Origin of the sequence: Nonomuraea basaltis (assembly GCF_005893125.1) — a bacterium.
Taxonomy (GTDB): Bacteria; Actinomycetota; Actinomycetes; order Streptosporangiales; family Streptosporangiaceae; genus Nonomuraea; species Nonomuraea basaltis.
This window is the reverse complement of record NZ_VCJS01000175.1, coordinates 1-26,639: the sequence shown is the minus strand read 5'-3', so window position 1 is coordinate 26,639 and position 26,639 is coordinate 1. Positions and strand designations below refer to the sequence as shown.

16 protein-coding genes are annotated in these 26,639 nt (G+C 70.4%); 13 read left to right on the top strand and 3 right to left on the bottom strand.

What is annotated here, in order from left to right; translation table 11 throughout:
• Positions 1–150: 150 nt before the first annotated feature.
• The 6 genes from EJK15_RS76725 to EJK15_RS49970 are packed head-to-tail and all read left to right on the top strand — an operon-like array spanning position 151 to position 14,269.
• Entirely contained in the window at positions 151–528 is a 378-nt protein-coding gene (locus EJK15_RS76725) for an AMP-binding enzyme (RefSeq protein WP_338089932.1), read from the top strand.
• 36 nt (positions 529–564) lie between these two features.
• Positions 565–6,984, top strand: a complete 6,420-nt coding sequence (locus EJK15_RS49990; RefSeq protein ID WP_138717513.1) for a non-ribosomal peptide synthetase — start codon at positions 565–567, stop codon at positions 6,982–6,984.
• Entirely contained in the window at positions 6,981–12,398 is a 5,418-nt protein-coding gene (locus EJK15_RS49985; protein ID WP_138717512.1) for a non-ribosomal peptide synthetase/MFS transporter, read from the top strand. Before EJK15_RS49990 ends, EJK15_RS49985 begins: the two co-directional genes overlap by 4 nt.
• A gap of 1 nt (position 12,399) precedes the next feature.
• Entirely contained in the window at positions 12,400–12,603 is a 204-nt protein-coding gene (locus EJK15_RS49980) for an MbtH family protein (RefSeq protein ID WP_138717511.1), read from the top strand.
• Positions 12,600–12,863: an acyl carrier protein gene (locus EJK15_RS49975; RefSeq protein WP_138717510.1), complete on the top strand. Its 264-nt coding sequence runs from the start codon at positions 12,600–12,602 to the stop codon at positions 12,861–12,863. The genes EJK15_RS49980 and EJK15_RS49975 overlap by 4 nt, the downstream gene beginning before the upstream one ends.
• On the top strand, positions 12,860–14,269 hold the full coding sequence (locus tag EJK15_RS49970; protein ID WP_138717509.1) for a condensation domain-containing protein: 1,410 nt from the start codon (positions 12,860–12,862) through the stop codon (positions 14,267–14,269). The genes EJK15_RS49975 and EJK15_RS49970 overlap by 4 nt, the downstream gene beginning before the upstream one ends.
• Positions 14,270–14,618: 349 nt before the next feature.
• Here the strand turns inward: EJK15_RS49970 and EJK15_RS49965 are convergent, their stop codons facing one another.
• Positions 14,619–14,759, bottom strand: coding sequence for a hypothetical protein (locus tag EJK15_RS49965; protein ID WP_206061598.1), 141 nt, complete (start codon positions 14,757–14,759; stop codon positions 14,619–14,621).
• 281 nt (positions 14,760–15,040) lie between these two features.
• On the opposite strand from EJK15_RS49965, the gene EJK15_RS76720 reads away from it, so the two are divergent.
• The 6 genes from EJK15_RS76720 to EJK15_RS49930 all read left to right on the top strand — a co-directional run bounded on the left by EJK15_RS76720 (position 15,041) and on the right by EJK15_RS49930 (position 20,073).
• Complete coding sequence (locus EJK15_RS76720) at positions 15,041–15,607, top strand: serine integrase family protein (protein WP_276615511.1); 567 nt, start codon at positions 15,041–15,043, stop codon at positions 15,605–15,607.
• Between the two features lie 201 nt (positions 15,608–15,808).
• Entirely contained in the window at positions 15,809–16,696 is an 888-nt protein-coding gene (locus tag EJK15_RS49950) for a hypothetical protein (protein WP_138717508.1), read from the top strand.
• Positions 16,697–16,912: 216 nt separating this feature from the next.
• Positions 16,913–17,722 carry a hypothetical protein gene (locus EJK15_RS49945; RefSeq protein ID WP_138717507.1) on the top strand — a complete coding sequence of 270 codons (810 nt, stop codon included), beginning with the start codon at positions 16,913–16,915 and terminating at the stop codon, positions 17,720–17,722.
• Between the two features lie 149 nt (positions 17,723–17,871).
• Positions 17,872–18,405, top strand: coding sequence for an HNH endonuclease (locus EJK15_RS49940; protein WP_138717506.1), 534 nt, complete (start codon positions 17,872–17,874; stop codon positions 18,403–18,405).
• A gap of 196 nt (positions 18,406–18,601) precedes the next feature.
• Positions 18,602–19,300, top strand: coding sequence for a TetR/AcrR family transcriptional regulator (locus EJK15_RS49935; protein WP_276615510.1), 699 nt, complete (start codon positions 18,602–18,604; stop codon positions 19,298–19,300).
• Positions 19,297–20,073: a VOC family protein gene (locus EJK15_RS49930; RefSeq protein WP_138717504.1), complete on the top strand. Its 777-nt coding sequence runs from the start codon at positions 19,297–19,299 to the stop codon at positions 20,071–20,073. The genes EJK15_RS49935 and EJK15_RS49930 overlap by 4 nt, the downstream gene beginning before the upstream one ends.
• 295 nt (positions 20,074–20,368) lie before the next feature.
• On the opposite strand, the gene EJK15_RS49925 is transcribed toward EJK15_RS49930, so the two are convergent.
• Entirely contained in the window at positions 20,369–20,584 is a 216-nt protein-coding gene (locus EJK15_RS49925; protein WP_138717503.1) for a hypothetical protein, read from the bottom strand.
• A gap of 70 nt (positions 20,585–20,654) precedes the next feature.
• A complete protein-coding gene (locus EJK15_RS49920) occupies positions 20,655–21,224 on the bottom strand; it encodes a hypothetical protein (RefSeq protein ID WP_138717502.1) in 570 nt (189 codons plus the stop codon).
• A 514-nt stretch (positions 21,225–21,738) separates the two neighbouring features.
• Between EJK15_RS49920 and EJK15_RS49915 the strand changes: the two genes are divergently transcribed.
• Positions 21,739–26,046: a cation-translocating P-type ATPase gene (locus tag EJK15_RS49915; protein WP_240777722.1), complete on the top strand. Its 4,308-nt coding sequence runs from the start codon at positions 21,739–21,741 to the stop codon at positions 26,044–26,046.
• The last annotated feature ends 593 nt before the right edge of the window (positions 26,047–26,639 follow it).

Sequence of the window (26,639 nt, the reverse complement as noted above, 5' to 3'; positions counted from 1 at the left end):
CGTTGTCTTAGGGTCTCGTGGGCTCGGAGATGTGTATAAGAGGCAGTCGGGGAGCAGGGCGAGGTATGGCTGCGCTCGCCCGCCGGGACCCGTGCGTACTACCGGGACCGGCGGCTGACCGACGACATCTTCCGCGACGGCTGGGTGCGCATGGGCGACGTCGGCTACCTCGACCGGGACGGCTACCTCTACCTCGTCGACCGCGAGAGCGACGTCATCAAGTCCGGCGCGCATAAGGTGTCCACGCTCCAGGTGGAGGCCGCGCTGTACGAACATCCGTCGGTCGCCGAGGCCGCTGTGGTCGGCGTTCGCCACCCGGTGCTCGACCGGGTCATCGCGGCCGCCGTCGTCACCCGGTCCCCGGTCACCGCCGCCGACCTGCGGATGTTCCTGATGGACCGGCTCGCCAGGCACGAGCTGCCGAGCCGGTTGCTGTTCGTAGCCGAACTGCCGAAGAACCACCTCGGCAAGGTGATGAAGTCGCGGCTCCGTGACCTGCTCGAGCGACCGGCGGACGGCTCCACGTAAACACACAGAAAGTGTGAACGCACAGAAAGAACGCACATGACGCACCGCCAGGAAAGCACTCAGGCTTCGTTCACTCAGCAGAGCATGTGGATCGGCGAACGCATGGGCGCGGGGCTGACGTACCACATGCCGCTCGCCCTGCGGTTCGACGGCGAGCTCGACGTGGCCGCGCTGCTCGCCGCGTGCGCCGATGTGATCGCGCGGCATCCGGTGCTCGCCACCGCCTTCGCGGAGAGCGGCGACGGGCTTCGCGTGGTACCCGCCGCCGAGCCGTCCGTGACGCTCGCCAGCGTGCCCGATCCTTCGCCCGACACCCTCGAACGGCTGATCAGGGAGGAGGTCACCCGCGGGTTCGACCTGGAGAAGGGGCCGCTGGCCAGGTTCACGATCGCGCCCGCGGGGCCGGGGCGGCATCTGCTGCTGTTCGTCGCCCACCATCTCGTCTTCGATGGCATGTCCAAGGACATCCTGGTACGTGACCTCGCCCGGTTCTACGGAGCCGGTTCACGCGGGGCCGGTTCACGCGGGGCCGGTTCACGCGGGGCCGGTTCACGCGGGGCCGGTTCACGCGGGGCCGGTTCGCGCGGGGCCGGTTCACGCGGGGCCGGTTCACGCGGGGCGGTGGAGCCGCTGTCGTTCGGCGGACACGAGCCGGGGCCGGGCGTCCTGACCGCTGCGCGGGAGTTCTGGGCCGGACGCTGGGCGGAGCCCGCCGAGATCGTGCTGCCGGGTCAGCGGCGCACCGGCAGACGGTACGGGCCGGGTGAGCAGATCGACGCCGGGCTCGATCACGAGCTGAGCCGCGACGCCGCGAAGGTGGCCGGGGCGACCGGCGCGTCGACCTTCGAGGTGCTGCTCGCCGGGGTGCACGCGCTGCTGTTCAGGTACGGCACGGAGAACGTGGCGGTCGCGATCGACGTGACCACGCGCGGTCCCGGGACGCGTGACCATGTCGGTCCGTACGTCAGCGAGCTGCCCGTGTTCTCGCGTCCCGAGCCTGGTCAGGCATTCCGCGAGTTCGTGCGGGATCTGCGTGGCGAGCTGCGTGAGGTGTACAGGTTCCGGGAGGTGCCGCCCGGACGGGCGCTGGGTATGGCGCCGCGTGGCGCCGGCGTACCCGTGTCGATCAGTTACCGCAGGCGGGAGGCCGATCCGGTCTTCCCCGGCCTGTACGTCACCGTGGACCGCATGATGTTCGGCGGTGGCGCGCGGAACCCGCTGCATCTGCAGGTCGTGGACGGTGCTGACGGGCTCGCGCTGTGCGTGCGGTACGACCCGGCGGCCGTGGACCGGGACGTCGCGGCCCGGTTCGCCGAGGGCCTGCGCGCCCTGCTGCGTCACGCCGCCGAGGACCCCGATGTCCGCCTGGCCGACCTGGACGTCATGCCCGCGGCGGAGTTGCGGCGGATGCTCATTGAGTGGAACGACACCGCGGTCGCGTATCCCGCGGGGGAGACGTTGCCCGGTCTGTTCGCCGAGCAGGTGCGGGCCCGTCCTGACGCGTGCGCCGTCACGTTCGAGGGGCGCTCGCTCACCTATGCGGAGCTGGACGCCGCGGCCGAGCGGCTGGCCCGCAGGGTGCGGCAGGCCGGTGCCGGGCCCGGGGACCTGGTCGCCGTGCACCTGCGGCGTTCCGACCTGCTGCTGGTCTGCCTGCTCGCCGTGCACAAAGCAGGGGCCGCCTACCTGCCGCTCGATCCTGACCACCCCGCGGAACGGCTCGCCATGATCGTGGCCGACGCCCGGCCCGGGCTGCTGCTGTGCGAGACCGCCGCGCCGGTCGGGCTACCGGGACCTGTGCTCTTGGTGGACGAGGAACCGGGCTCCGGCCCGGTGCCGGAGGAGCCGGCGCGGCCGCCGTCGCCCGGGGAGATCGCCTACGTGATCTACACCTCGGGTTCGACGGGGCGGCCGAAGGGGGTCGAGGTCGATCACCGAAGCCTGGCCAACCTGCTGCTCGCCATGCGTGACCGGCTCGGCGCCGGGTCCGGTGACACCTGGCTCGCGCTCACCTCGCCCGCGTTCGACATTAGCGCCCTTGAGCTGTACCTGCCGCTGATCGTCGGTGGCCGGGTCGTCGTCGCACCCCACGGCGCGGTGCGGAGGCCGGAGGCGCTGGCCCGGCTGGTCGCGGAGCAGGGTGTCACGCACGTACAGGCCACCCCGTCGGTGTGGCGGCTGCTGCTGCCCGGCGGCCTGGCCGGAGTGACCGCGCTGACCGGGGGAGAGGCGCTGCCGCCCCGGCTCGCGGAGGAGTTATGCGCCCGCTGCGATCGCGTCATCAACGTGTACGGTCCGACCGAGACGACCATCTGGAGCACGTTCGGCGAGCCGGGCGAACCCGGTGTGCCGATCACGATCGGCCGTCCCCTCGCCAACACCCGGATCTACCTGCTCGACGCGTCGATGCGTCCGGTGCCTCCGGGCGTCGTCGGCGAACTGTGCATCGGCGGAGCCGGGGTGGCGCGGGGCTACCGGGGCAGGCCGGGGCGTACGGCCGAACGGTTCGTTCCCGACCCTTACGGCCCTCCCGGAGCGCGGCTGTACCGCACCGGCGACCAGGCCCGCTACCGTGCCGACGGCGAGATCGAGTTCCTCGGCCGCCAGGACGGGCAGGTCAAGCTGCTGGGCCACCGGGTTGAGCTCGGCGAGATCGAGACGCGGTTGCTGGAGCACCCCCAAGTCGGCGAGACGGCGGTGATCGTCCGCGGCGGGGACACGGACGATCACCGCCTGATCGCGTACATCGTCCCCGCGCCCGGCGCGGCCACCCCCGATGCCGGAACGCTGGCCGCCCACCTGGCCAGGACCCTGCCGCCGGCCACGACGCCGAGCGCCTACGTCGTGCTGGACGCCCTTCCGCTGAACCCCATCGGCAAGCTGGACCGCGCGGCGCTCCCCGAGCCTGCCGAATCGGCGGCGGGGTCGTCGGACAGCGTTGTCGCCGGCTCCGGCTCGGACGGCGGCGCGGTGCTGGTCGAGGAGGTGCGGCGGATTTGGTGTGAGGTGCTGGCACTGGACGACGTCGGTGCCGATGACGACCTGTTCGACCTCGGCGGGCACTCGCTCACCATCACGCAGATCACGGCTCGGATTTGGGAGAGCGTCGGTGTGGACGTGTCGCTGGACGCCTTCTTCGAAGATCCCACCATCGGCGGCGTCGTCGCGGAGATCGTCCGGCTACGTGAGAAGCAGGCCACGGCGGACGAAGGGGACGGCTTGCCGATGGAGGTGCCGCCCCGACCGGAGGGGGTCGACCCGCCGTTGTCGTTCGCGCAGGAGCGCCTGTGGTTCCTGCAGCGGTTCGATCCGGGCGACGCCTCGTACAACATGTACCTCGTGTTGCGGCTGCGTGGCGAGTTGGACACCGGTGCGCTCGGCGAGGCGCTGGACGCGGTGGTGGCCCGGCACGAGAGCCTGCGCACGTCGTTCGCCGACGTCGACGGCGAGCCGATCACGGTCATTCATCCGCCCGGCCCCGTTTCCGTCGAACACCTTGACCTGGAGGGTTCGGCCGGCGCGGAGGAGGAGGCCCGGCGGCTGGTCGCCGACCGTACCAACGCGCCGTTCGACCTCGCGGGGGCGCCGCCGCTGCGAATCAGCCTGCTCAGGCTCGGGCCTGGCGACCACGTGCTGTGCTTCGTGCTGCACCACATCATCGCGGACGGGTCGTCGCTCGGGATCCTGTTCGACGACCTATTCGCTCTCTACCTGGCCCGGGTGGAGGACGAGGAGCCGGATCTCGCGCCGCTTCGGGTGCAGTACGGCGACATCGCGCTGTGGCAGCGGGAGCAGGACTCCGGCGAGGCCGCCGAGGAGTCGCTGGCGTACTGGCGCAGGCAACTCGCCGACCCGCCCATGCTGGAACTGCCTGCCGACCTGCCCGGTGGGGAGCGGCCCGAGGGCGCCTTCCACCCGTTCCGGGTGCCCGCGGAGGTGGTGGCAGGGCTGGAACGGCTGGCGCAGGAGCACAACGCGTCCCTGTTCATGGTGCTGGTCGCCGCCTACCAGGTGTTGCTGGGCCGGCACACGGGGCAGGACGACATCCTGGTAGGCACGCCGTGGGCGACCCGGGACCGGGTGGAGCTGGAACCGGTCATCGGATACCTCACCGACACGCTGGTCCTGCGCGGCGATCTCACGGGGGACGCGGCCTTCTCCGACCTGCTCGGCGCGACCCGCCGTACCCTGCTCGACGCACACGCCCACCGAACCGTGCCGTTCGAACGGCTCATCGGTGGGCTGGGCGTGCCGCGCGACATCCGCCACAATCCGCTGCTGGCAACCATGATCATCCTGCACAGTCAGGCCGGTGACGGGACCCCGCCCGAGCGGGTCGGAGACCTGGGGGTGGAGCTGTTCGACGGCGGGTATCGCCAGGCCAAGTTCGACCTGGCCCTGGAGACCTGGCGCAACGAGCAGGGCCTGCTCGCCGTGTTCGGCTACGACGCCACCCTGTATCGCGCGGCCACCGTCGAGGGGCTGGCGGCGCGGTTGCAGGTCCTTCTGCGGGGCATCGCGGACGCCCCCGGCACCCCGATCTCGCGGCTGCCGATGCTCACGGACGCCGACGCCGCCGTCCTGACGGGCTCCGACGTGGGCGTCCTGACGGGCTCCGGCACAGCCGTCTTGGCGCGGGATGACGTGGATGACCGTCGCGGCGACGCGGAGACGGTGCCCGCGCTCATCGAACGGGCGGTCGCCGCCACTCCTGATGCCACGGCGCTGCTGTGGGGTGACGAGCAGATGAGCTACGCGCAGCTCGATGCCAGGGTGGCGCGGCTCGCGGCGGCCCTGCGGCGGCGCGGCGTCACCGACGGGTGCGTGGTGGGTGTGTGCCTGGGACGATCGGCCGAGGCGGTCGTGGCGTTGCTGGCCGTGTGGCGGGCCGGTGGCGCGTACCTGCCGCTCGATCCGGACTATCCCGACGAACGGCTCGCCTTCCTGATCACGGACAGTGCCGCACGCCTGGTGGTGACCGATGCCGGGCTCGCGCGGAGACTGCCGCGGGAAACGGTCGTGCTCGTGACCGCCGCCGAGTCCGGGCACGGCGGCCACGGGCAGCTCGGCGGCTGGGACCCGGTCGAGCCCGGCGACCCGGCGTACGTGATCTACACGTCCGGATCGACGGGCAGGCCCAAGGGTGTGCTGGTCGAGCATGGCAGCCTGGCCGGGCGGGTGCGCTGGATGCGGGAGGCGTACGGCATCGGGCCGGACGACCGGGTCGTGCAGTTCGCGTCGCTCAGCTTCGACGCCCATGCCGAGGAGCTGTACCCGGCGCTGACGGCGGGTGCGGGCGTGCTGCTGCTGCCCGACGGTGCCGCGGCGCTGCCGGACGTGCTGCGTACCGCGGCCGGTCGGCGGGTCACCGTGCTGGATCTGCCCACCGCTTACTGGCACCGGCTCACCGAGGCGCTCGACGACGTGACCTGGCCGGAGTCGCTGCGGCTGGTGATACTCGGCGGGGAGCAGGTGCACGCGGCGGCGGTGGCCAGGTGGCGGGACTGGTTCGGCGACCGGGTGCGGCTGGTCAACACGTACGGGCCGACGGAGGCCACCGTCATCGCCACGGCGGCCGATCTCGGCGAGGCGGACACCGGTCGCCGCCCGCCCATCGGCAGGCCGATCGGCGGCACGGCGGCGTACGTCCTCGGCCGGTACGGCGAACCGGTGCCGCCGGGCTTCCCCGGCGAGCTGTGCCTGGGCGGCGAAGGGCTGGCGCGGGGCTACCTGGGACGCCCAGCGCTGACGGCCGACCGGTTCGTCCCCGACCCGTACGGCCCACCAGGATCCAGACTGTATCGGACGGGCGACCGGGTAAGGCGGCGGCCGGACGGAACCCTGGAGTTCCTGGGCCGCTTCGACGCCCAGGTGAAGGTACGCGGCTTCCGGGTGGAGCCGGGTGAGGTGGAGGCCGCCCTGCTGACCCATCCGGGTGTCCATCAGGCGGTGGTGACGGCGGACGGGGAACGGCTGACCGCGTACGTGGTCGGACCGGCCGAGCCGGACGAACTGCGCCTGCACCTGGCCGCGGCTCTGCCGGCCCACCTGGTGCCCACGGCCTGGGTGAGGTTGGCGGCGCTGCCGCTCACGATCACCGGCAAGGTCGACGCGGCGGCCCTGCCCGCGCCGGGACCCGCCCCCGCCGCGGAGTTCGTGCCGCCGCGCACGGACGCCGAGGCGCTGGTGGCCGGGGTCTGGGGCGAGCTGCTGAGCGTCGAGGCGGTCGGCGTCGACGACGACTTCTTCGCCCTTGGCGGGCATTCCTTGCTGGCGACTCGGGTCGCGGCCCTGCTGCGCAACGCGCTCGACACGGAGGTGCCGATCCGCACGGTGTTCGACCACCCGACCGTCGCCGGGCTCGCGACCGCGGTCGAGAAGCTGCTGATAGAGCACCTGTCCACGCTCTCCGACGCGGAGGCGGCCGGCCTGCTGGACCTGGAGGTGGGCAGGTGACCGACTCGGAGGCCCTGTCGGCGACCAAGCAGGCGTTGCTGGCGCAGCGGCTGCGGCGCGGAGCGGCCGCGGTGCCGCAGCGTACGATTCCCGCGCGGCCCGGCGGGGAGCCGCCGCCGCTGTCGCACGCGCAGGAGCGGCTGTGGTTCCTGGAACAGTTCACGCCGGGCACCGCCCAGCTCACCATCCCGATCAGGTTGCGGTTACGCGGCCCGCTGGACGCCGGCGCGCTGGCCGCCGCGCTCGACGCCGTGGTGGCCGGGCACGACGCGCTGCGCATGCGCTTCCCCGGCACCGAGGACGGACGGCCGCGCGTGGTGCTCGCCCACGACGCCACGCTACCGCTCACCGTACGCGACGCGCCGGGCGAGGCCGCCGCCAAGGCGCTGGTGGAGCAGTTCCTGGCGGTGCCGTTCGACCTGGCGGCGGGGCCGGTGGCGCGGGCGCTGCTGCTCCGGCTGGGCGACGAGGATCACGTACTGGTGGTCGCGGTGCACCACATCGCCGCCGACGGCTGGTCGGCCGACGTGCTGATGCGCGAGGTCTTCGCCCGCTACGACGGCGTCACGCCGCCATACCCGCAGGTGGGGTACGGCGACTACGCGGCCTGGCAGCGCGGCCTGGAACCCTCCCGGCGCGACCTGGACTTCTGGCGGGACCGGCTGGCCGGTCTGGAACCGCTGGACCTGCCGACCGACCGGCCCCGCCCGCCGGAACGCACCTACACCGGCGCCGCGCACATGTTTTCGCTGAATCCAGAGGTGGCCGCCGGGCTGGCGCGGCTCGGCCGCGAGCACCGGGCCACGCCCTACATGGTCATGCTGGCCGCGCTCGCCGCGCTGCTCGGCCGGTACGCGGGCGCCTCCGACGTCGCCGTGGGATCGCCGGTGGCCGGCCGCCAGGTTCCGGAGTTGGACGGCGTGATCGGGTGCTTCGTGAACATGCTGACCATGCGGGTGGACCTGACGGGCGATCCGACGTTCGCGGAGCTGCTCGACCGGGTGCGGAACGTCACCCTGGACGCCTTCGCCCACCAGGAACTGCCGTTCGAGCAGCTCGTCTCGGAGCTGGACCTGCCGCGCGACGTGTCCCGGTCGCCGCTGTTCGGCGTCATGCTCGCGATGCAGAACTACCGGAACGAGGCCATCGACCCGCCCGCCGGGCTGACCATGGCCGACTTCCCCGTGGACGCCTGGGCGACCCGGTACGACCTGGAGCTCTACGTCGGCGACGACTCGGGCGGGATGTTCATCTACAACACCGACCTGTTCGAGCCGGACACCATCGAGCGCCTGGCCGGTCACCTGCGCACGCTGCTGGAACAGGTCGTCGCCCGGCCGGACTCGCGGCTGACGCGGATCGACCTGCTCAGCGAGGACGAACGCCGCCTGGTCGTGGACGAATGGAACGACACCGCCGCCGACTTCCCCGGCGAGGCCACGCTGCACGGCCCCGTTGAGGCGCAGGCGGCGCGTACGCCCGACGCGGTCGCGGTGCGCTTCGAAGGGCGTTCACTGTCGTACGGCGAGCTGGACGCGGCGGCGGACCGGGTCGCGCACACGCTGCGCGGTCTCGGCGTGGGCCCCGGGTCGGTGGTCGCTGTGTGCGCCGAGCGCTCGCTGGAACTGCTGCCCGGCCTGCTCGGCGTGCTCAAGGCGGGTGCGGCGTACCTGCCGATCGACCCCGACTATCCTCCGGACCGGGTGGCGTTCATGCTGGCAGACGCCGCACCGGTCGCGTTGCTCACCCAGAGCAGGATCCGCCCGGCGCTGCCGCACACCACCGCGATCACCCTCGACCTGGACGACCCGGACGCCTGGACCGGCGCCCCCGGCCCGCTGCCCGACGTGCGGCCCGACGTGCGCCCCGACGACGTCGCCTATGTGATCTACACCTCCGGCTCCACCGGGCGGCCCAAGGGCGTGCCGAACACCCACGGCGGCATCGCCAACCGGCTCGCCTGGATGCAGGAACGGTTCCGGCTGGACGACGCGGACGTCGTGGCGCAGAAGACGCCGCTGAGCTTCGACGTGTCGGTGTGGGAGCTGTTCTGGCCGCTGCGCCACGGCGCGAGGCTGGTGCTCGCGACGCCGGGCGGCCACAAGGACACCGCGTACCTGCGCAAACTGATCGTCACCGAAGGCGTGACCACCGCCCATTTCGTCCCGTCGATGCTGGCCGTGTTCCTCGCCGAGGACGGCGCCGCGGGCTGCGGCTCGCTGCGCCGGGTGATCTGCTCAGGTGAGGAGTTACCCGCCGACCTGGCCCGCCGCTGCGTCGTGACGCTCCCCGCCGCCGAACTCCACAACCTGTACGGCCCCACCGAGGCGGCCGTGGACGTGTCCGCCTGGCACTGCCTCCCCGGCACGCTCACCTCGGTGGCCCGCGTCCCGATCGGCACCCCCATCGCCAACACCACCCTGTACGTCCTGGACGCCGCCATGTCCCCGGTGCCGATCGGCGTGCCGGGCGAGTTGTTCATCGGCGGCGCGGGCCTGGCCAGGGGCTACCTGAACCGTCCCGCGCTCACCGCCGAGCGATTCGTGCCGGACCCGTTCGGCCCGCCGGGATCGCGGCTCTACCGCACCGGCGACCTTGCCAGACGCCGCCCCGACGGCGCCCTGGAGTTCCTCGGTCGACTGGACAGCCAGGTCAAGCTGCGCGGCCTGCGCATCGAACCCGGCGAGATCGAAGCGGCCCTGCGCGCCCTGCACGCTGTCAGGGACGCGGCCGTGATCGTCCGCGAGGACCGCCTGGTCGCCTACGTCACGCCGGGCGACGAGCAGGCCCCGCCCGCCGACGGCGTGGAACGGGTGCTCGACCATGCCGCTCTGCGGGCCGAGCTGAAGAAGACGCTCCCCGACTACATGGTGCCCGCGAGCTACGTCACCCTCGCCGCCCTGCCGCTGAGCCCCAACGGCAAGCTGGACCGCCGCCGGCTCCCCGCACCCGTCGCCACCCGGGACGCCGCGGTCGAGCTCATCGCACCGGACACGCCCACAGAACGGGCGTTGGCCGCGATCTGGGGCGAGCTGCTCGGCGTCGAGGCGGTCGGCGTCGACGACGACTTCTTCGACCTCGGCGGGCATTCCCTGCTCGCGACCCAGGTGGTGGCCCGGCTGCGCCAGCAGACCGGCGCCGAGGTCAGCGTCATGGACGTGTTCAAACATCGCACCATCCGCGAGCTGGCCGCACTCGCTGACACCCCGGCGGACCGGCGCGGGCCCCGTTCGCTGCTGCACCGGCTGACCGCCGCCCGCAGCATGACGCCGGTCCTGAGCTACGTGTGCGTCCCGTACGGCGGCGGCAGCGCCGTCGTCTACCAGCCGCTCGCCGACGCCCTGCCGGACGGGCACGCGCTGTGGTCGGTGGCGATCCCCGGCCACGACGTGGGCGTCGCCGAGGACAGACTGCCGTTCGACGAGCTCGCCGCCGGATGCGTGCGCGAGATCCTGGAGAAGGTCGAGGGCCCGATCGCCCTGTACGGCCACTGCGGCGTCGGCTCGGCCCTGACCGTGGAGATCGCCCGCCGGTTGGAGGCCGCGGGAAGGGACCTCGCCGGCGTCTACATCGGTGGCATCTTCCCTTTCGCCCGGCCGCGCGGCGCCGTGATGTCGCGGATCGCCAGGTTCGCCGAGGCCGAGCGGCTCCGCAGCGACCAGCGCTACGTCAACTGGCTGATCTCGCAGGGCGTGGACATGGGCGACCTCGATCCCGCGCAGGCGCGCCGCATCGTACGGAACATGCGCCGCGACTCGCGGGAGGCCGAGGAGTACTACACCCGCCTGTTCGAGTCGGGCACAGACCGGCTGCGCGCTCCCGTGATCTGCGTGGTGGGCACCGAGGACCCGGCGACGGACTACTACCAGGAACGCTTCCGCGAATGGCATTTCCTGACCTCGACATCGGCCGTGATCGTGCTCGCGCAGGCGGGACACTTCTTCCTGAAATACCGGGCGGAAGAGCTGGCCGAGATCGTCACCACCGTCCACCGCGACCTGGCCGAGCCACCCGCCCGCCGCCCTGACGGCACCTGGTGGCTGCACGACGTGTCCCACTCCGACACGCTGCCCGCTCCCGCCGGGGCGCAGCCCGGTATTCCGCGCTTCCTCGCCGTCGCGATGAGCCAGCTCGTGTCCGTCACGGGGTCGGCGCTGACCGAGTTCGCCGTACCCCTGTGGATCTACATCACGACCGGGTCGGTGGCGAAGTTCGCCCTGATGGCGGTCGTGGGACTGGTGCCGGGGCTGCTGACCGCGCCGGTCGCCGGGGCGATCATCGACAGGACGAGCCGGCGTCGGGTGATGCTGGCCGGTGACGGCGCGGCGTTCGCGATCCAGCTCGCGTTCGGCGTGCTGCTGTGGACCGGGAACCTGTCCGAGGGGATGATCTATCCGCTGCTGGGCTGCCTGTCGGTCGCGCTCACGTTCCAGCGGCTCGCATACTTCTCCGCCGTGCCGCAGCTCGTGCCCAAGCACTATCTCGGGCACGCCGTCGGCATCACCCAGCTCGGCACCGGCACCGCCCAGCTCCTGGTGCCCATCTTCGCCGTCGGCCTGATGGCCACCATCGGGCTCGGCGGCATCCTCCTCCTCGACGTCGCCAGCTACGCGGTCGCGATCGTCGTCCTGCTGCTGGTGCGGTTCCCGGCCACCATGCCCTGGCGGCGCCGGGAGTCGATCAAGGACGAGATCCTGGGCGGGCTGCGGTACTCGCTCGGGCATCGCGGGTTCGTCGGCATGTTGCTGTTCTTCGTCGTGCTGAACGTGTTCCTCGCGCCGCTGCTGCTGATGTTCTCGCCGCTGGTGCTCGCCTTCGCCGAACTCGCCGACGTCGGCAGGATCTCCTTCCTGGCCGGGGTCGGGACGTTCGCGGGCGCGCTCGTCATGATCATCTGGGGCGGCCCGCGCCGCCTGCGGCTGCGTGGGGTGCTGCTGTGCAGCCTCGTCCTGGGCTGCTTCTGCCTCATCACCGGCCTGCGCGCCGACCTGACCGTGATCGCCGTCGGCGTGTGCGGCATCACCGCCTGGGTCACGCTGCTGAACGGGATCTACACCACGATCGTGCAGGTCAAGGTGCCGCAGCGGTTCCACGGCCGGGTGTTCGCGATGAACACGCTCATCGCCTGGTCGACGCTGCCGATCGGCTTCGGGCTCGTCGCCCCGTACGCCGCCTCGCTGCTCGACCCGCTGCTGCTGGACGGCGGCGCGCTGGCCGCCACGGTCGGTGCGCTCATCGGCACCGGCCCCGGCCGCGGCATCGGCTTCATGTACGTGCTCTTCGGCCTCGTCATCGTGGCGATCACGCTGGTCGCCATGCGTGTCCCAGCGCTGGCCCGCTTCGACCACGAGGTGCCCGACGCCGTCGCCGACGACCTGGTCGGCGTACGAGCCCTGCGACCCACGGAGGAATGACATGACCGAACGACACCAGGTGGTCGTCAACGACGAGAACCAGTACTCGCTGCTGCCCCTCGACCGGCGGCCCCCTGACGGCTGGCGGGCCACGGGCTTCACCGGCGGCCGGCAGGAGTGCCTGGACCACATCGACGAGATCTGGAGGGACATGCGGTCCCGCAGTGTACGGCTGCGCCAGGACGCCGACGGGGGTGCGCGGTGACGCCGGCGCCGAGGGACCTGGAGCGGATGCTCGCGGACATGGTCGCCGACGTGTCCGGCGGCGAGATCAGTGCCGAGGAGGCGCTCGCGGGCGATCACTCGCTGCCGGCGCTGGGCCTGACCTCGCTGGCGTGGATCCGGCTCGTCGACGCGATCGAGGACGCCTTCGGGGTAGACGTCGATCTCGGCGGCGACCTGTCCGCCTTCGAGCACGTCGACGCCCTCGCCGCCCACCTCTCGGGCCTGTTGGACTCACGATGACCGGGAACGCCTCGGTGGCGTTCAGCGGGACGCGGGGCGGCGAGGCGGCGCTGACCTGGGGACAGCGGCTGATGTGGCGGGCCGTCCACCTGATGGGGCCCAGCCAGTCCTTTCTCAACTGCCCGTGGGTGCTGCCGGTCCACGGAAAGCGCGACCTCACCACCGTGCTGGGCGCGCTGCGCGGGATGCTCGAACGCCACGAGAGCCTGCGCACCACCTTCGCCGACACCCCGGACGGGCCGGTGCAGCGGGTGGCGCGCAACGGTGAGCTGAGCGTGGAGCTGCTGGAGACAGGCCAGGAGGGGCCGTTGGGCACTGCCGAGCGGATCGCCGGCGAACTGGCCAGGACGGTCTTCGCACACGGCGAGGACCTGCCGCTGCGCTGCGCCATCGTACTCCGCGACGGCAGTCCGAGGGCCCTGGCGTTCGCCTTCTCCCACCTGGCGGTGGACTACCACGCGCTGAGCCTGCTCTCCACCGAGTGGCGGGCGCTGCTCCGAGGCGACGACCTGCCGCCGCCCGCGTGGCAGCCGATGGACCAGGCGGCACTGGAGCGCGAGGAGCCGTTCCTGGCGCGCTCGCAGCGGTCGATCCGTTACTGGCGCTCGGTGCTCGAAGAGGTCCCGCTGGAGGTGTTCGACCTTCCACCTGGGGAGGCGGAGGAGCCGCGGTTCATTGAGGTCGGCATGGAGTCGGTGGCGCTCGCGGCGGCGGCCGTGCGGCTGGCCGAGCGGTTGACGATCAGCACGACGAGTGTGGTCATCGCCGCCTGCGCCACCGTACTGGCCGTGGTGAGCGGCCGGCCGAGGGCGGTCATGCAGCTCGTCCACAGCAACCGGCGCGATCCTCGCACCCGTCCGCTGGTCGGCACCGTGGGCCAGGACGGCCTGCTCGTGCTCGACCTGCCCGCCACCGGCTTCGCCGACACGTGCGTCGCCGCGCACCGCAGCGCCCTCGTGGCCTATCACAACGCCCATTACGACCCCTTCGACATGCAGGCCATGCGCGAGGAGATCGGCCGCGTCCGGGGCAGGGAACCGGACCTGGACGCCTTCTTCAACGACAGGCGGGCCGACGGAACCTGGCCGAACCTGCCCCGCCTCGCACCCGGCGATAACCTGGCCCCGCTCACCGAGAAGACCCGTACGTACGTCACGAACGCCTGGCCCGGTGTCCGGTTCAAGGTGTTCTTCACCCTGGGCACCGCCCCCGACACCGGTCAGCTCAGCCTCATCGTCGACACCGCGTTCCTGTGCAGGGACACGGCGAGGGCCATGCTGCTCGGCGTCGAGACCCTGCTGGTCCGGAGCCTCACCGAGGACGTCCCCATCGCCCGCCGTCAGGGGAAGCGCCGGCCTGACGCCTCAGCCCTGTTGGGAAGGTCTTTCTGGACCTCGGAGAGGTAGATGATCGCGAGGGTCGAATCGTGGTGCCCTGGGTGAGCCGGATGTGGCCGCGTGCAGCAGCCGGCTCAGGAGGATGCGAGCCGGTCGGCGATCCCGGCCGGTCCCGTCCGTGCTGTTGTCGTCGACGATGAGAACCTGGGCGGCGGGCCTTGTAGGCCTTGGCGTCCGCTTTCGCCTCGGCGACCAGCGCCTGCAGCGTTGTCTCCCCGCCCGGGACGGCCCTCGGAGTGTGGAGGAACGGATACCCGCTCCGTGATGTGGGAGCGGGTACGCGCCGCCCACTCGCACTGAGAACACGAACTCAGATCATTCGGTCAACGATCTTTACCAGCTCGGATGCCTGCGGTGTTCAGGCGTGCTGACGCTCCTCCCACCGCTGGAGCAGTTCCTCGACCGCGCTCGGCAGAGTCGTCTCGAAGTGGATCAGCTTCACCCACGTCGGGGTCACGACGGAAGCGGACGCCCGGTCGATGCCCAAAACGAGCAGCATCGCCGGCGTCCGATGCTTCGAAAGTGCGGACTTCCGCTTATTTCTCGATCTCGTAGCGCAGAAGTACCACGCCGTTTTCGAACGGGGTGGCCTCGATCAGTTTCAGGTCTTGCCGATCCTCGAAAATGCGCGTTCCCTTGCCGCGTGACACCGGGCAGACGAGCAGGGTGATCTCGTCGACGACGCCGGCGTCCAGCAGGAATCTGAACGGCTGTAGTCCAAACCGTGCACATCAAGATGACGGGCTGCAGGTCAGCGCCTGTCCCTTTCGCCACCTTCATGTGGGCGCGGTAGTCGCGGGAGGCCCAGTCGCGGGCGGTCGGCTCGGACAGGGGGTCGCCGTCGAGCGCGGCCTGGTCGAGCCAGAGAAGATACTGGCGGACGCGGGAGAGGTAGTTGCTGACGGTGTCGCCGTCGAGCGGCGTGGAGCAGCGCGAGGCTCGGCGCCGGTCGGGTGCGTCGCGCTGGCCGAGTTCATCCGTGAGCTCATCGTCGCGGGCACACGCGACGGCCTGGCCGCCGCGCGTGCCCGCGGCCGCACCGGCGGCCGGCCCACCGTCATCACCCCCGAGTTGCTGCGCGCGGCCCGCGACATGCTGCCCAACCCGGAGAACTCGATCACCTCGATCGCCAAACTGCTCGGTGTCAGCCCGGGCACGCTGTACAACCACATCCCGGACCTGCAGCACCTTCGCGAAAGCGGTAAGCGCGCCGACCTCACCAGCAAGTTGAGAGAGCACCAGCATGGGAGACCGCGCTCCCGAGCGATGGCTACCCGCGCGCCGATAGATTGGCTTGCGCAGCCTGGTCACAGGATGATCTACGCTCGGTTTCCGGCCGCCTCGTAGGCGCCAGCCCGGTTGTTACGGGATTGCAGGTGTCGGGGGGTCGACGCCCTGACTCGAACGCGCCAGGGACAAGGACCGCGTCACACCGTGCAATAGGGCACAGACCCGCATGTGGCCCCGCGCGATGGTGCGGAGATGAGGGAGCGTTCTCCCCGAAGAGCGGGAAGAAACTCACGCCCCCACCCTTTCAGAAGGGTTTCCTTGAAGATCCCACCAGCGCACACCACGACCATGTCCCGGCGAGCCATCGCCATGACCCTCATCGCGATGCTGGCCACCGCCTTCATGACGGTGCTGGCGAGCCCGTCTTCGGCCGACGTCCCCGACTTGGAGTTCGTCTCCGTCACCGGCGTCAGCAACTCGGACAACAAGGGGCTCAGCGTCACCTGTCCCGGCAACAAGCGGGTGGTCGGCGTGGGAGCCGACCTCGACGGCGCGCGGGGCAAGGTCGTCCTCGACGAGGTGGTACCGAGCCTGAACAGCGTCAGCGCGCACGCCTACGAATACGGCTCGCGGTACAACAACGACAACAGCGGCACTCAGGACGACTGGCGCATCCGGGTGTGGGCCTACTGCGCCAACCCGCACGGCGCCGTGGTGACCAGTTCCAGGGAGAGCGTCAACTCCAGCAACAACAAGTCCGTGACCGTCAACTGCCCCAGCGGCTACGACGTGATCGGCAGTGGAGCCGAGCTCACGGGCGCCCTCGGCGAGGTGGTCATCGACGAGATAATCCCGACGGCCACCAGCGTCACGGTACGTGGGCTCGAGGACGACACCGGCTTGGCCGCCGACTGGAAGATCCGGGCCTACGCCATCTGCGCCCAGGACCGCCCCGCCGGGCTGGAGATCATCTCCCGCGACAGCTCCACCGGCTCCGACGACACGGGCACCTACGCCCACTGTCCCGGCAAGCGGGCCTTGAGCGGCGGCTTCGACATCGCCGGCGGGGCGGGCGAGACCGGCATCGAGGACCTCATCCCGGGAACCGACACGTTCGTAGCCTTCGCAGCCGAAGAGTGGGACGGAAGTGATGGAAACGGCAGAGACTGGTTCGTCCGCACCTACGTAATCTGCGCAACCCAGTAGCTCTGGATCCCGAGCTACCCTTCGCGATGGCAGGGCTAGGGCCGCTAGCGTTCGCGGTTGCTCCAGGTCGCGGAGGTGTTCTCCTGAACTGGCACCCGCGAGTTTCGACCGGATAAGGGCTCACTATCTGCGATAGAGGAAAGCGGGTGGGGTGGGCCAGACATCGGCATCGCGCGTCTCCTGTACCTCACCCCTTCGACTCGCAGGAGCGTCAGCGTGGACGTGCAGCAGATACGGGACAAGGCCGAAAAGGCGCTCGCGCATGTCGGGTTCACCGTCCGGGAAAACGATGATGAGCCCGCCACGGATCCCCAGCCCGGTGGTGCGTGTCTGTTCGTTCAGCAGGGCAGGGTCCGTCTGTACCTGACGCCCGCCGAGCCGAGCTGGGAAGCGGCAGACGTTGCGGCACGAACTCTTGCCGGCGCGAACCTGCGCGTTGTTCCGGTTGGCGCGGATCCCGCCGAATCGGAGGTGAGGTCCGCGTACGTGCTGCTCTGCGGCACCGGCGAGATCGTCGAAGGTTACGAACCCCGCCTCGGGCCGCTCGGTGAGGGCTGGCGGGACCAGTATCAGCGGATGCTGCGCAGCCACGTCCGCCTCGTGGAGGCCGCCTCGGGAGCCATGAGCGGAGGGTCTGACGAAGCTCGCGACCGTCTGTTCCACTTCTTCCAAGACGCCTACCACCTCAAGGACTGGCTGAAGAACGACGACGATCCGCGCATACCGCCCAACGGCGACGTGGAGGCGCTCTTCACCAACCCGCAGCGGAGTATCCCGGTTCTTCGCTTGGCCGCCGACCTCTGCAATGGCGTCAAGCACCGCAAGCTGAGGGCCGGGACCAGCAAGACCGGCGATGACAGCACCAGGATCAGCAACCAGAGCGTCTCGGTCTTCCTGGGTTCCCCTGTCATCGCGGAACACCAGTGGTATGTGACCTCGGGGGGTCAGAAGTACGACGTCATCGAGTTGGCCGACGACATCGTGGAGGCATGGAACGCCTGGTTGACGGCACGGAATCTGCTGTGAGTGGTGCACGTGGATCGGTGGAAGGCTGGCTGGACCGGGGCTGGGAGGGGGCTTCGGCGGGTCAGTTGGTCGGGCGGCCCGCCATCATGGAGGGGACGGCTACCAGCGCAGGAGACTGACGCCCCCTCACTCCCTCCCAAGGTGCCCGCATGCCACAAGGGCGTCCCCCGATCTCCGCCCAACTGAAGCGTGACCTGCTGGTCGAGGCCGGTCACCGGTGCGCCATCCCGACCTGCCGTGCTGCAGAACCGCTGGAGTTCGAGCACATCGACGACTGGGCGAAGGTCAAGAAGCACGAGTTCGCCAACATGATCGTCCTGTGCAGGAACTGTCACGGCCGCAAGGGCAGCCGGCCAGGTCAGATCGATCGCAAGGCGCTCATGCAGTACAAGGCGAATCTCGCCGTGGTCAACGGACGCTACGGGGAACTGGAGCTCCGCATCCTTGATGCTGTTGCCAGGAAGCCGCTCCAGACGGAATTCGTCCTGCCCGCCTACATGGGCCTCATGGTCTCTTATCTGATCAAGGATGGCCTGCTGAGAAGACACGAAACCATGCAGGACTACAAGGTCAGGACCGAAGGAATCTTCGCCCTCGATCTGTCGGTCGCGCAGTGGTACGAGATCACCGAGAAAGGGATCGACTTCATCGAGCGATGGAAGAGCGCCCGACCACTCGACTAGCTGTTACTCGATCCTGGCGCCCCCTGGCCGACCAGCCGGGTGTTCCGCGCCTTGCTGGACTGTCCCGCAAACGACGTTATCGGGACGGCCCTCACGCGCCTCAAACGACCTTGAAAAAGAGGAACCCCCGGTTTGCAGGGCTCCTGGAGACCGCCATACATTGACTGTGGGACGACCATAGCCAATACTGCAGCACGTGGGTTCCGACGGGCGGCGTGAGACTCGTGCTTACCGGTCGAGCCGGCGCGAGGCGCAGGCTCGGCTCACGCGTAGGCGTGTCCTTGACGCCGCCAGGGTGATGTTCCTCGAGCGCGGGTTCGCCGGCTCCCCCATGCGCATGATCGCCGGCCGCGCGGGCGTGTCGGTGCCGACAGTGGAGTTGCTGTTCGGCACAAAGGGGCGGCTGCTCAAAGCGGCGATCGACGTCGCCATCGCCGGTGACGACGAGCCTGTGCCTGTTCTCGATCGGGGCTGGACCGAAGCGGCGGTCAAGGCGAGCACCGTCGAAGAGTTCCTCGTCCTCGTGGCGAGCGTGTTGGGGCCGGCCCAGCAGCGATCAGCGGGCCTGGTCCTGGCGGTGTTCGAAGCGGCGTCCACCGACCCCGAGCTCGCCGAGCTGGCCGAGCAGATGACCGCTCAGCGGGCCACCACCGCTGAATGGATCATCGACCAGCTGACCCGCAGGGCACTCCTGCGTGAGGAGTGCAGCAGGCAGGAGGCCATCGACACGGTGTGGATCCTCATGGATCCCGCGGTTTTCGATCGGCTCACTCGCCGGCGGGACTGGACCCTTCAACAGTACGAACGCTGGTTCGCCGACTCGGCCGGCCGACTGTTGATCGCCGGCACAACGTCCCCCGAATCCGCCGCGATCGCCAAGAGGAGCCCTACATGAACCGGAACGACAACCCCCCGCCGCACGGCCAGATCGGGTACCTGCAACTGCCTGCGGTGGACGTCGCACGCTCGGCGGCCTTCTATGAGTCGGTCTTCGGATGGTCGGCCGACCTCACCCACGGCAGCTTCGAAGCACCCGGGATGATCGGCCAGTGGACGATCGACCGGCCGCCGGCCACCACGGGCGGGCCGGTGGTGTGGATCTGCGCCGACGACCTCTTCCCCACGCTGAACCGCGTGGTCGCCGGCGGCGGTACGGTCCGGGAGCGGCCGCACCTGGATAACGGCGAACGCTGGCTCGCCGAGATCGACGACCCCGCCGGCAACCGGGTGGGCATCGTCGTGCCGGTCCGCCCCGCCCAGCCGCAACCCATGATCGCAGTACGCGACGTCGAAGCCTCCAGCCGCTGGTATCAGCGGCTCCTCGGCTTGCAGAGCGGCCACGGCGGCCCAGAGTACGAACGGCTGCTCGCCGACGGGGTTCTGGTCCTGCAGCTCCATCACCGCGACGTCGGACACCACCACGGGCGGATCGGTGACCCGGACCGCGAGGTCGGCAACGGCGTCCTGCTGTGGTTCGGTGACGTCGCCGACTTCGACGACGCCGTGAGACGCGCCGAGCAGCTCGCCGCCCCCATCGTGCGACCACCTCATCGGAACCCGCCCGAAGGCGAAGGCAACGGTCCGGGACACCGCGAGGTCTGGATCAAGGACCCCGACGGATACACCGTCGTCATCGCCAGCCCCGACGGTGAGGCGTACGAGCCGTGACAAGGCCATGGTGGAGGTGGTCCGGCTGATCACGCCGACATGGACCGTCGACCGACCCGTCATTCGCCGGCAGGTCCTTGCGGGTGGCGCTCCTCAGCCTGACCGGTCTTCCTTTGTCACCGACCTGGCTCGACTGGGTTGGACCCCCATCGGCTCCCCCGGCATCTTCGGGGGGCCATTGGTGGGTGCGCTGCGCTATCCAGCGCTTATGCAGGTGGGCTGACAAGCGCAAATCGAAGGTTATCTGGCGAGTCCGTGACCGAGCTGGAGCGCGCCGTGCGAGTCCGCGCCCACATCACCCGAGGGCCGGCGCCGCGCGCTGATCGCGGTGCTCGACCGCGCCCCCGAGGAAGAGCCGAGCGCCGCAGCCGACTTCTGGCACCGGGACACCGTGTTCCACATCGAGCAGCAGGACATCCACGGCACAGGCGGGTCCGTCGACCTCGATGAGGTCCAGCACAAGTTTATGAGCTACCTTCACATTGGGCCGCACGACCGAGTGCAGCCGCACGGTCAGGCACCCCAAGCGTCCGCCTGGCCATGCGGCCTCTGGGTAGCTCCCTCCTCCACCCCTCATAGTCTCAGCTAGTGCTGGCCTTCGCCTTCGACGTCGGGGAGACCATCCTCCGCGACGACCGCGTCATGGCCCACGTCCAGCACGGTGACCACGTTCGCCGGTCGGGGTGGTCACGCGGCGGCAGCGGGTCGGAGGGAGTGCCGGAGAACCACGGGGCGGTGTAGGCGAGCAGCCTCCCGTTTTTCTCCACCAGTTCTCCGGTGCGAGCACCGCTAGCTTGCGCTGGGAGCCGTTCGGTCGCGCCAGCCGGGTGGTCACCATGGTCTTGTGCGCTTCGGCGGCCAGCTTGCCGGCGCTCAGGTGCCGCTGGGCGGCGTCGGGGGGTGATACGTGCGATGAGGTGGTCGCGCAGGTCCTCCGGCAGGGCGTTGTAGGTGCCGTCCTGCAGGAGTTCCTTGGTCCGGTCGAGCGTGGCCTGGGCGGTGGGCGGGCTGCCGCCGAACTCGCTTTCCGGGGTGTCGATCGACACCATCCGGATCGACATCTCGATCGTCGGGGTGTCGCCGTCGGTCACCTTGACGAAGCGGTAATCCTGAGCCGGACGGCTGGGGCCGACAAAACCAAGATCCACCATCACAGCACTCCCGCACTCTCGAAGCGAAGGCCTGCAGCATCAACATCGCCGTTGATCAGCTTTCCGTTGCTGTTGACACGCCGGTGCGCTGAGGACGCTGGGTACACCGGCCCGGGGGAGAGTCATAAGATTTTCGGGATGGGTGCACTGCTCGTGGTCCGCCGCCATGTCGTCGATGGCATAGAAGACGTCAAGTGGCTGATGGTGGGTGTGAAACGGCTGAGGCTGGATAGGTTTCTGCAGATCAGTGGGGCATAGGCGTCACCCGACGCGCTCGTCCGGCCGCTGCCGGTAGGCCGCGGGCTACACCAAGCGGTTCACATGAATCGGCCGACGTGCACTGCCCGGGTCAGCCGGCCTGCTGCTCGGTCGTCTGACGGCCACGGCCGCTGACCGCAGTCGTAGGTGTCGGGCTGCGATCCGAACGCCCGGCAGCTCACTGGCACAGGTTTGTTCGACGGGGGATGACATGCGGTTGCCGGGCGTACTTTCCACTGCTGGCACGCTGCTCAAGATGCTCCCCCAACCAGTCCGGGGAGCCCTGTCGTGCCCGCGCCAGGTACGGACGTGCCCGGGCGGGGCGCGCATCGAGTTGCGGAAGGTCGGCGGGCCGGACAGCGAGGACACCGCCCGCGCGCTCGAGGAGCGCCTACTGTGCGCGGGGGTGGACCGGGCGGAGGTGAACGGCGCGCTCGGCTTCGTGTTCGTCGGCTGCGACGTGGACACGGTCGATATGGACAAGCTCGTGGCGATCGTGGAGGACTTCGACGAGGACGCGGAGGCTTCGGACGGTGGAAGCCGGGCCTTCGACGGCGTGGAGCAGCAGGCGCGCGCTGCGGTGAATCTTGGTCTGCACCTGGCCGGCACCGCGGTCGCGCTGGTCGGTCAGGTTGCCCGCATCCCCAAGCTGCCGGCAACGGTGCCCGCCGTACTGGCGCTGGCCGAGCACACCCCATGGGTAGGGCGCGAGTTGGCGGAACGCGTCGGCCAGCCCGCGGCGGACGTGGTGGTGACCTCGACTCGGATCATCTCCCAGGCGCTCGCGCAGCGGCCCGTCTCCCTGCTGGTCGACTCCGTCGCGGCGGCAGGCCGGTACATCGGCTCATGCGCCGGCCGACGGGCGTGGGAGCTGCGCGAGCAGGAGTTCGCCATCGAGGAGGGGGCCTACCGCCATATCCGGACGTCGGTGGCGCCGCGTCCGGTGAAGTTGCCGCCTGGCCCCGTCGAGAGGTACGCCGCCGCAGCGACTCCCGGCGCACTGGCCGCGTACGGGATCACTGCGGCCATCGGCCGTGATCACCAGCGCGGGCTCTCCGTGCTCACCACGACGACTCCCAAAGCCGCGCGGCTGGGCAGGGACGTCTTCGTCAGTGCTGTCCTGCATGCCCTCGCGGGGCGTGACACCGTCGTGCTCGACCGCCATGCGCTGCACCGGATGGATCGCATCGACACGGTGCTCCTCGACGCCGGTGTGCTGACCACGGGCGCGTGGACGGTCCACAGCGTCGCGCTACTCGAACCCGGTACCGATGTGGACGAGGTGCACACCAGGCTGTATTCGCTCCTCGATCTCACCGACCCATGGGCGCGCCGCGAACGCGGCGGGTGGAGCGTCGAACCGTTCACGGCGCAACCCGAGCCGGAGCAAGTGTCCCAGTGGCGCGAGCACGGTGTGCACCCGGCCGCCCTCGTCCGCGGCGGGAGCATCGTCGCCCTGGTCGGCCTGGCACCGGAGCTCCAGCCCCTGGCCGAGGCAGTGGTGGCCGCGCCCAAAGACGCCTGCGCGGTGGTGCTGGCCGGAGGAGACACCGCTCTGGCACGGCGGCTCGGCGTCGACCGGGTCGTCGGAGGCGGGACGCGACTGGCGGCATCGGTGCGGACATTGCAGGCCGAGGGGCACGGCGTAGCGGTGATCTCGCAGCGGTCGCGGCGCGGGCTGAGCCAAGCCGACCTGGGCATCGGCGTCCTGGGCGGCCCGCGGCGGCGGGCCCCATGGGACGCCGACGTGATCGGCGGGCTCGACGGTGTCCACCTGCTGCTGCGCTGCCTGCCGCACGCCAGGAAGGCCAGCAGCCGCAGTGTGCGGGTGGCCGCCACGGGAGCGGCCATCGGGACCGGGCTGGCGGCCATCGGCCCCGGGCGGGGCGCGCTGCAACGGGCCCACCTGCTGGCCAACTGCACAGCGGTCGCCGCGCTCATCACAGGAGAGTGGACGGGACAACGCGCCAGGAGGGAAGCGCCCCCTGTGCCCGCCGATCCCACACCCTGGCACGCGATGTCCACTGGCGACGTCCTGGCCAGGCTCCGTACCTCGCCCCAAGGGCTGACCGAGGCGCAAGCCCGAGACCGCAGGACGGCGTCGGTCGCATCGCCCACCGGGCACCAGTCGTTCGCCCGTGCTTGCCTCAGCGAACTGATCAATCCGCTGACCCCGGTGCTCGCCGCGGGCGCGGGCGTGTCGGCCGCCGTCGGCTCGGTGCTGGATGCCGGGCTGATCAGTGGCGTGATCGGCGTGGGCGGGCTGCTCGGCGGCGCCCAACGGTGGGCCGCCGACCGGACCTTGCACCGCCTCACCAACATCACCGCTGTACGGGTTCGGGTGCGCCGACCCGACGGCGTCGTGACAGGTCTCGCCGGCGACCTGGTGCGTGGCGATGTCGTGGAACTGCGCGCGGGCGATACCGTGCCGGCCGACGGCAGGCTGATCAAAGCGGTGGGCCTCGAAGTGGACGAGTCCCCCCTCACCGGTGAGTCCCAGCTCGTTTCCAAAGCCGCCGCCCCGACCGCGTCGGAGGCGATCGCCGAACGCACGTCCATGGTGTACGAGGGCACCTCGGTCGCGGCCGGGAGAGGCCTCGCCGTGGTCGTTGCCACCGGAGAGGCGACCGAAGCGGGCAGGACCGCCGCGTTGACCGCATCGGGCCCGCCCGCGAGCGGAGTGGAGCTGCGGCTGCGCGCGCTGAGCCGCCAGATCCTCCCGCTCGCCATCGGATCCGGGCTCATCCTCATGGTCACCGAGCTGCTGCGCGGCTCTCGGCTGGCCACCGCGGTCGGTCCGGCGGTGAGCCTGGCAGTGGCGGCGGTCCCCGAGGGACTGCCGTTCATCGCCACCGTCGCTGAGCTGGCCTCGGCCAAGCGGCTGTCGGCCCGTGACGCGCTGGTCCGTAACCCGTCCACGATCGAGGCCCTCGGCAGGGTGGACGTGCTCTGCTTCGACAAGACAGGAACCCTGACCGAAGGCCGCATCAGCCTTGGCAAGGTTTCCGACGGCCGGATCGAGCAAGCGGTTGAGGCGTTGATGCCGGAGCTGAGGGCGATCGTCGCCGCCGCTGTCAGGGCATGCCCACCGTACGAAGGCGGACGTGCTCTCACCCACCCGACAGACCGCGCCGTCGTGGAGGGTGCCACCAAGCTGGGTGTCACTCCCGGGGATGGGCTGAAGGATTGGCAGCGGGTCGACGAGCTCCCGTTCGAGCCCGGGCGGGGTTACCACGCCGTTCTCGGCCTGACCGAGTCGGGACATCTGCTGAGCGTCAAGGGCGCCCCCGAGGTGGTGCTCACCCGCTGCGTCAGTCTGGCCCGCGGCACGCAGACCGTCCCACTGGACGACAAGGCCAGAGGCGAACTGGAGGAGGAGGTGGACCGGCTTGCCCTGCAGGGATACCGCGTGCTCGCGGTGGCGGAGCGGGCCGCCTCCAGCCGCGCCGACCTGGACGAGGCGCGGATCGATGGCCTGCGCTTCCTCGGCTTCCTCGGCCTGGCCGATCCCGTGCGCGCGACAGCCAAGCGCAGCGTGGAGGGGTTGATGCGGGCGGGCGTCCGGGTAATCATGATCACCGGTGACCATCCGAGCACGGCCGAGGCCATCGCGGCCGAGATCAACGCGTTGAACGGCCTGAAGGTCATGACCGGTCCCGAGATCGACGGTCTCGACGACGATGCCCTGGTCGAGGCGCTGCCGAGCGCGGCGGTCTTCGCACGCATGACGCCCGAACACAAGGCGCGGATCGTCGCCGGACTGCGGCGGGCGGGCAAGGTCGTGGCCGTCACCGGCGACGGAGCCAACGACGTCCCGGCGATCCGGCTCGCCGACGTGGGCGTAGCGCTCGGACCGCAGGCCACGCCCGCCGCGAGGGCTGCCGCCGACATCGTCGTGATCGACGACCGCATCGAAACGATCATCGAAGCAGTCGTCGAGGGGAGGGCCATGTGGGGGTCCGTCCGCGACTCCCTGAGCATGCTGCTCGGCGGCAACATCGGCGAGATCGCCTTCACCCTTGGCTCCAGCCTGCTGACGGGTCGATGCGCGCTGAACACGCGTCAGCTGCTGCTGGTGAACCTGCTCACGGACATGCTGCCCGCGTTGGCCGTAGCCGTACGACCGCCGCGCGCCGTCAGCCCCGAAAAGCTGCTCGCCGAAGGTCCCGAGGCGTCGTTGGGAGCGGCGTTGACCCGGGACATCTACCTGCGTGCGGCCACCACGGCCGCGGCAGCGGGCCTGGCGTGGCTCCTGGCCCGGATGAGCGGCACCCGCAGCCGCGCGGACACGGTCGGGCTCATCGGTCTGGTGGGGGCACAGCTCGTGCAGACCCTGACGATGGGAGGGCGGGACCGTCTGGTGCTCCTCGCCTCGCTGTCATCGCTGGCCGCGCTTGGTGTGATCATCTCGGTCCCGGGACTCAGCCAGCTCTTCGGCTGCCGCCCGATCGGTCCCCTCGGCTGGGGCATCGGCCTCGGCTGCGCTGCCGCAGCAGTACTCGCCAACGGCCTCATCGAAGCAGCGAGAGCAACGCCAGCAGTCGCGCTGAAGTCTTCGGCATGATCCCCATATTGCCTCGAGAAGCGCGTCCCGGGCTGCGCGGTCGCGATGCGGGAGATCGTGATCTCGATGGTCCGCCCGCGCGGGGCGCGGTAGTCCAGCGGCACCCGCAGAGTCGCGCACTGCTGGCGAGGATCGCCCGGGACGCCGGATTCCACCGGCGGGCACTCGCCCCAGACCGGGGCCGCCGCTCCCTTGGCCGGCCCGGCGGCTTCGGCCACCGCCTCCGTCGTGCCGATCCGGGCTTCGGCCGACGTGGCCGCGCCTGCCGTCGTGGTGGTCACCATCGCCGCGGCGACGAACATTGACAGCGTTGATCGCAGACTTAATCGCACTGACACTCCTTGTTCTTAGCCTGGATCCACGGCTGAGAATCTGACAGAAGAACAGTGAAATAGGGCGAGGTGCCCTTTGACCTGGGATGATGGGAGTTCTCTACGCTTCCAGCAGCCCAGTCGGAAGGACACCCCGTAAGTGCAATTCTTCCACGACTCGGCCAAGACCGACGCGATCTTCGATGACGAGCACGTGATCGCATACGGCGGGCTGGCCCCGGCGATGCGGCTGGCCGAGCGGTGCGGCCTGGAGGCCTTGGT

Bases quoted from the DNA above. Each gene is read 5' to 3' on its own strand.
- EJK15_RS76725 (WP_338089932.1), top strand. From the start codon at position 151: ATGGGCGACGTCGGCTACCTCGACCGGGACGGCTACCTCTACCTCGTC.
- EJK15_RS49990 (WP_138717513.1), top strand. From the start codon at position 565: ATGACGCACCGCCAGGAAAGCACTCAGGCTTCGTTCACTCAGCAGAGC.
- EJK15_RS49980 (WP_138717511.1), top strand. From the start codon at position 12,400: ATGACCGAACGACACCAGGTGGTCGTCAACGACGAGAACCAGTACTCG.
- EJK15_RS49970 (WP_138717509.1), top strand. From the start codon at position 12,860: ATGACCGGGAACGCCTCGGTGGCGTTCAGCGGGACGCGGGGCGGCGAG.
- EJK15_RS49965 (WP_206061598.1), bottom strand. From the start codon at position 14,759: ATGCTGCTCGTTTTGGGCATCGACCGGGCGTCCGCTTCCGTCGTGACC.
- EJK15_RS49940 (WP_138717506.1), top strand. From the start codon at position 17,872: ATGCCACAAGGGCGTCCCCCGATCTCCGCCCAACTGAAGCGTGACCTG.
- EJK15_RS49930 (WP_138717504.1), top strand. From the start codon at position 19,297: ATGAACCGGAACGACAACCCCCCGCCGCACGGCCAGATCGGGTACCTG.
- EJK15_RS49920 (WP_138717502.1), bottom strand. From the start codon at position 21,224: ATGGTGGATCTTGGTTTTGTCGGCCCCAGCCGTCCGGCTCAGGATTAC.
- EJK15_RS49915 (WP_240777722.1), top strand. From the start codon at position 21,739: ATGCTCCCCCAACCAGTCCGGGGAGCCCTGTCGTGCCCGCGCCAGGTA.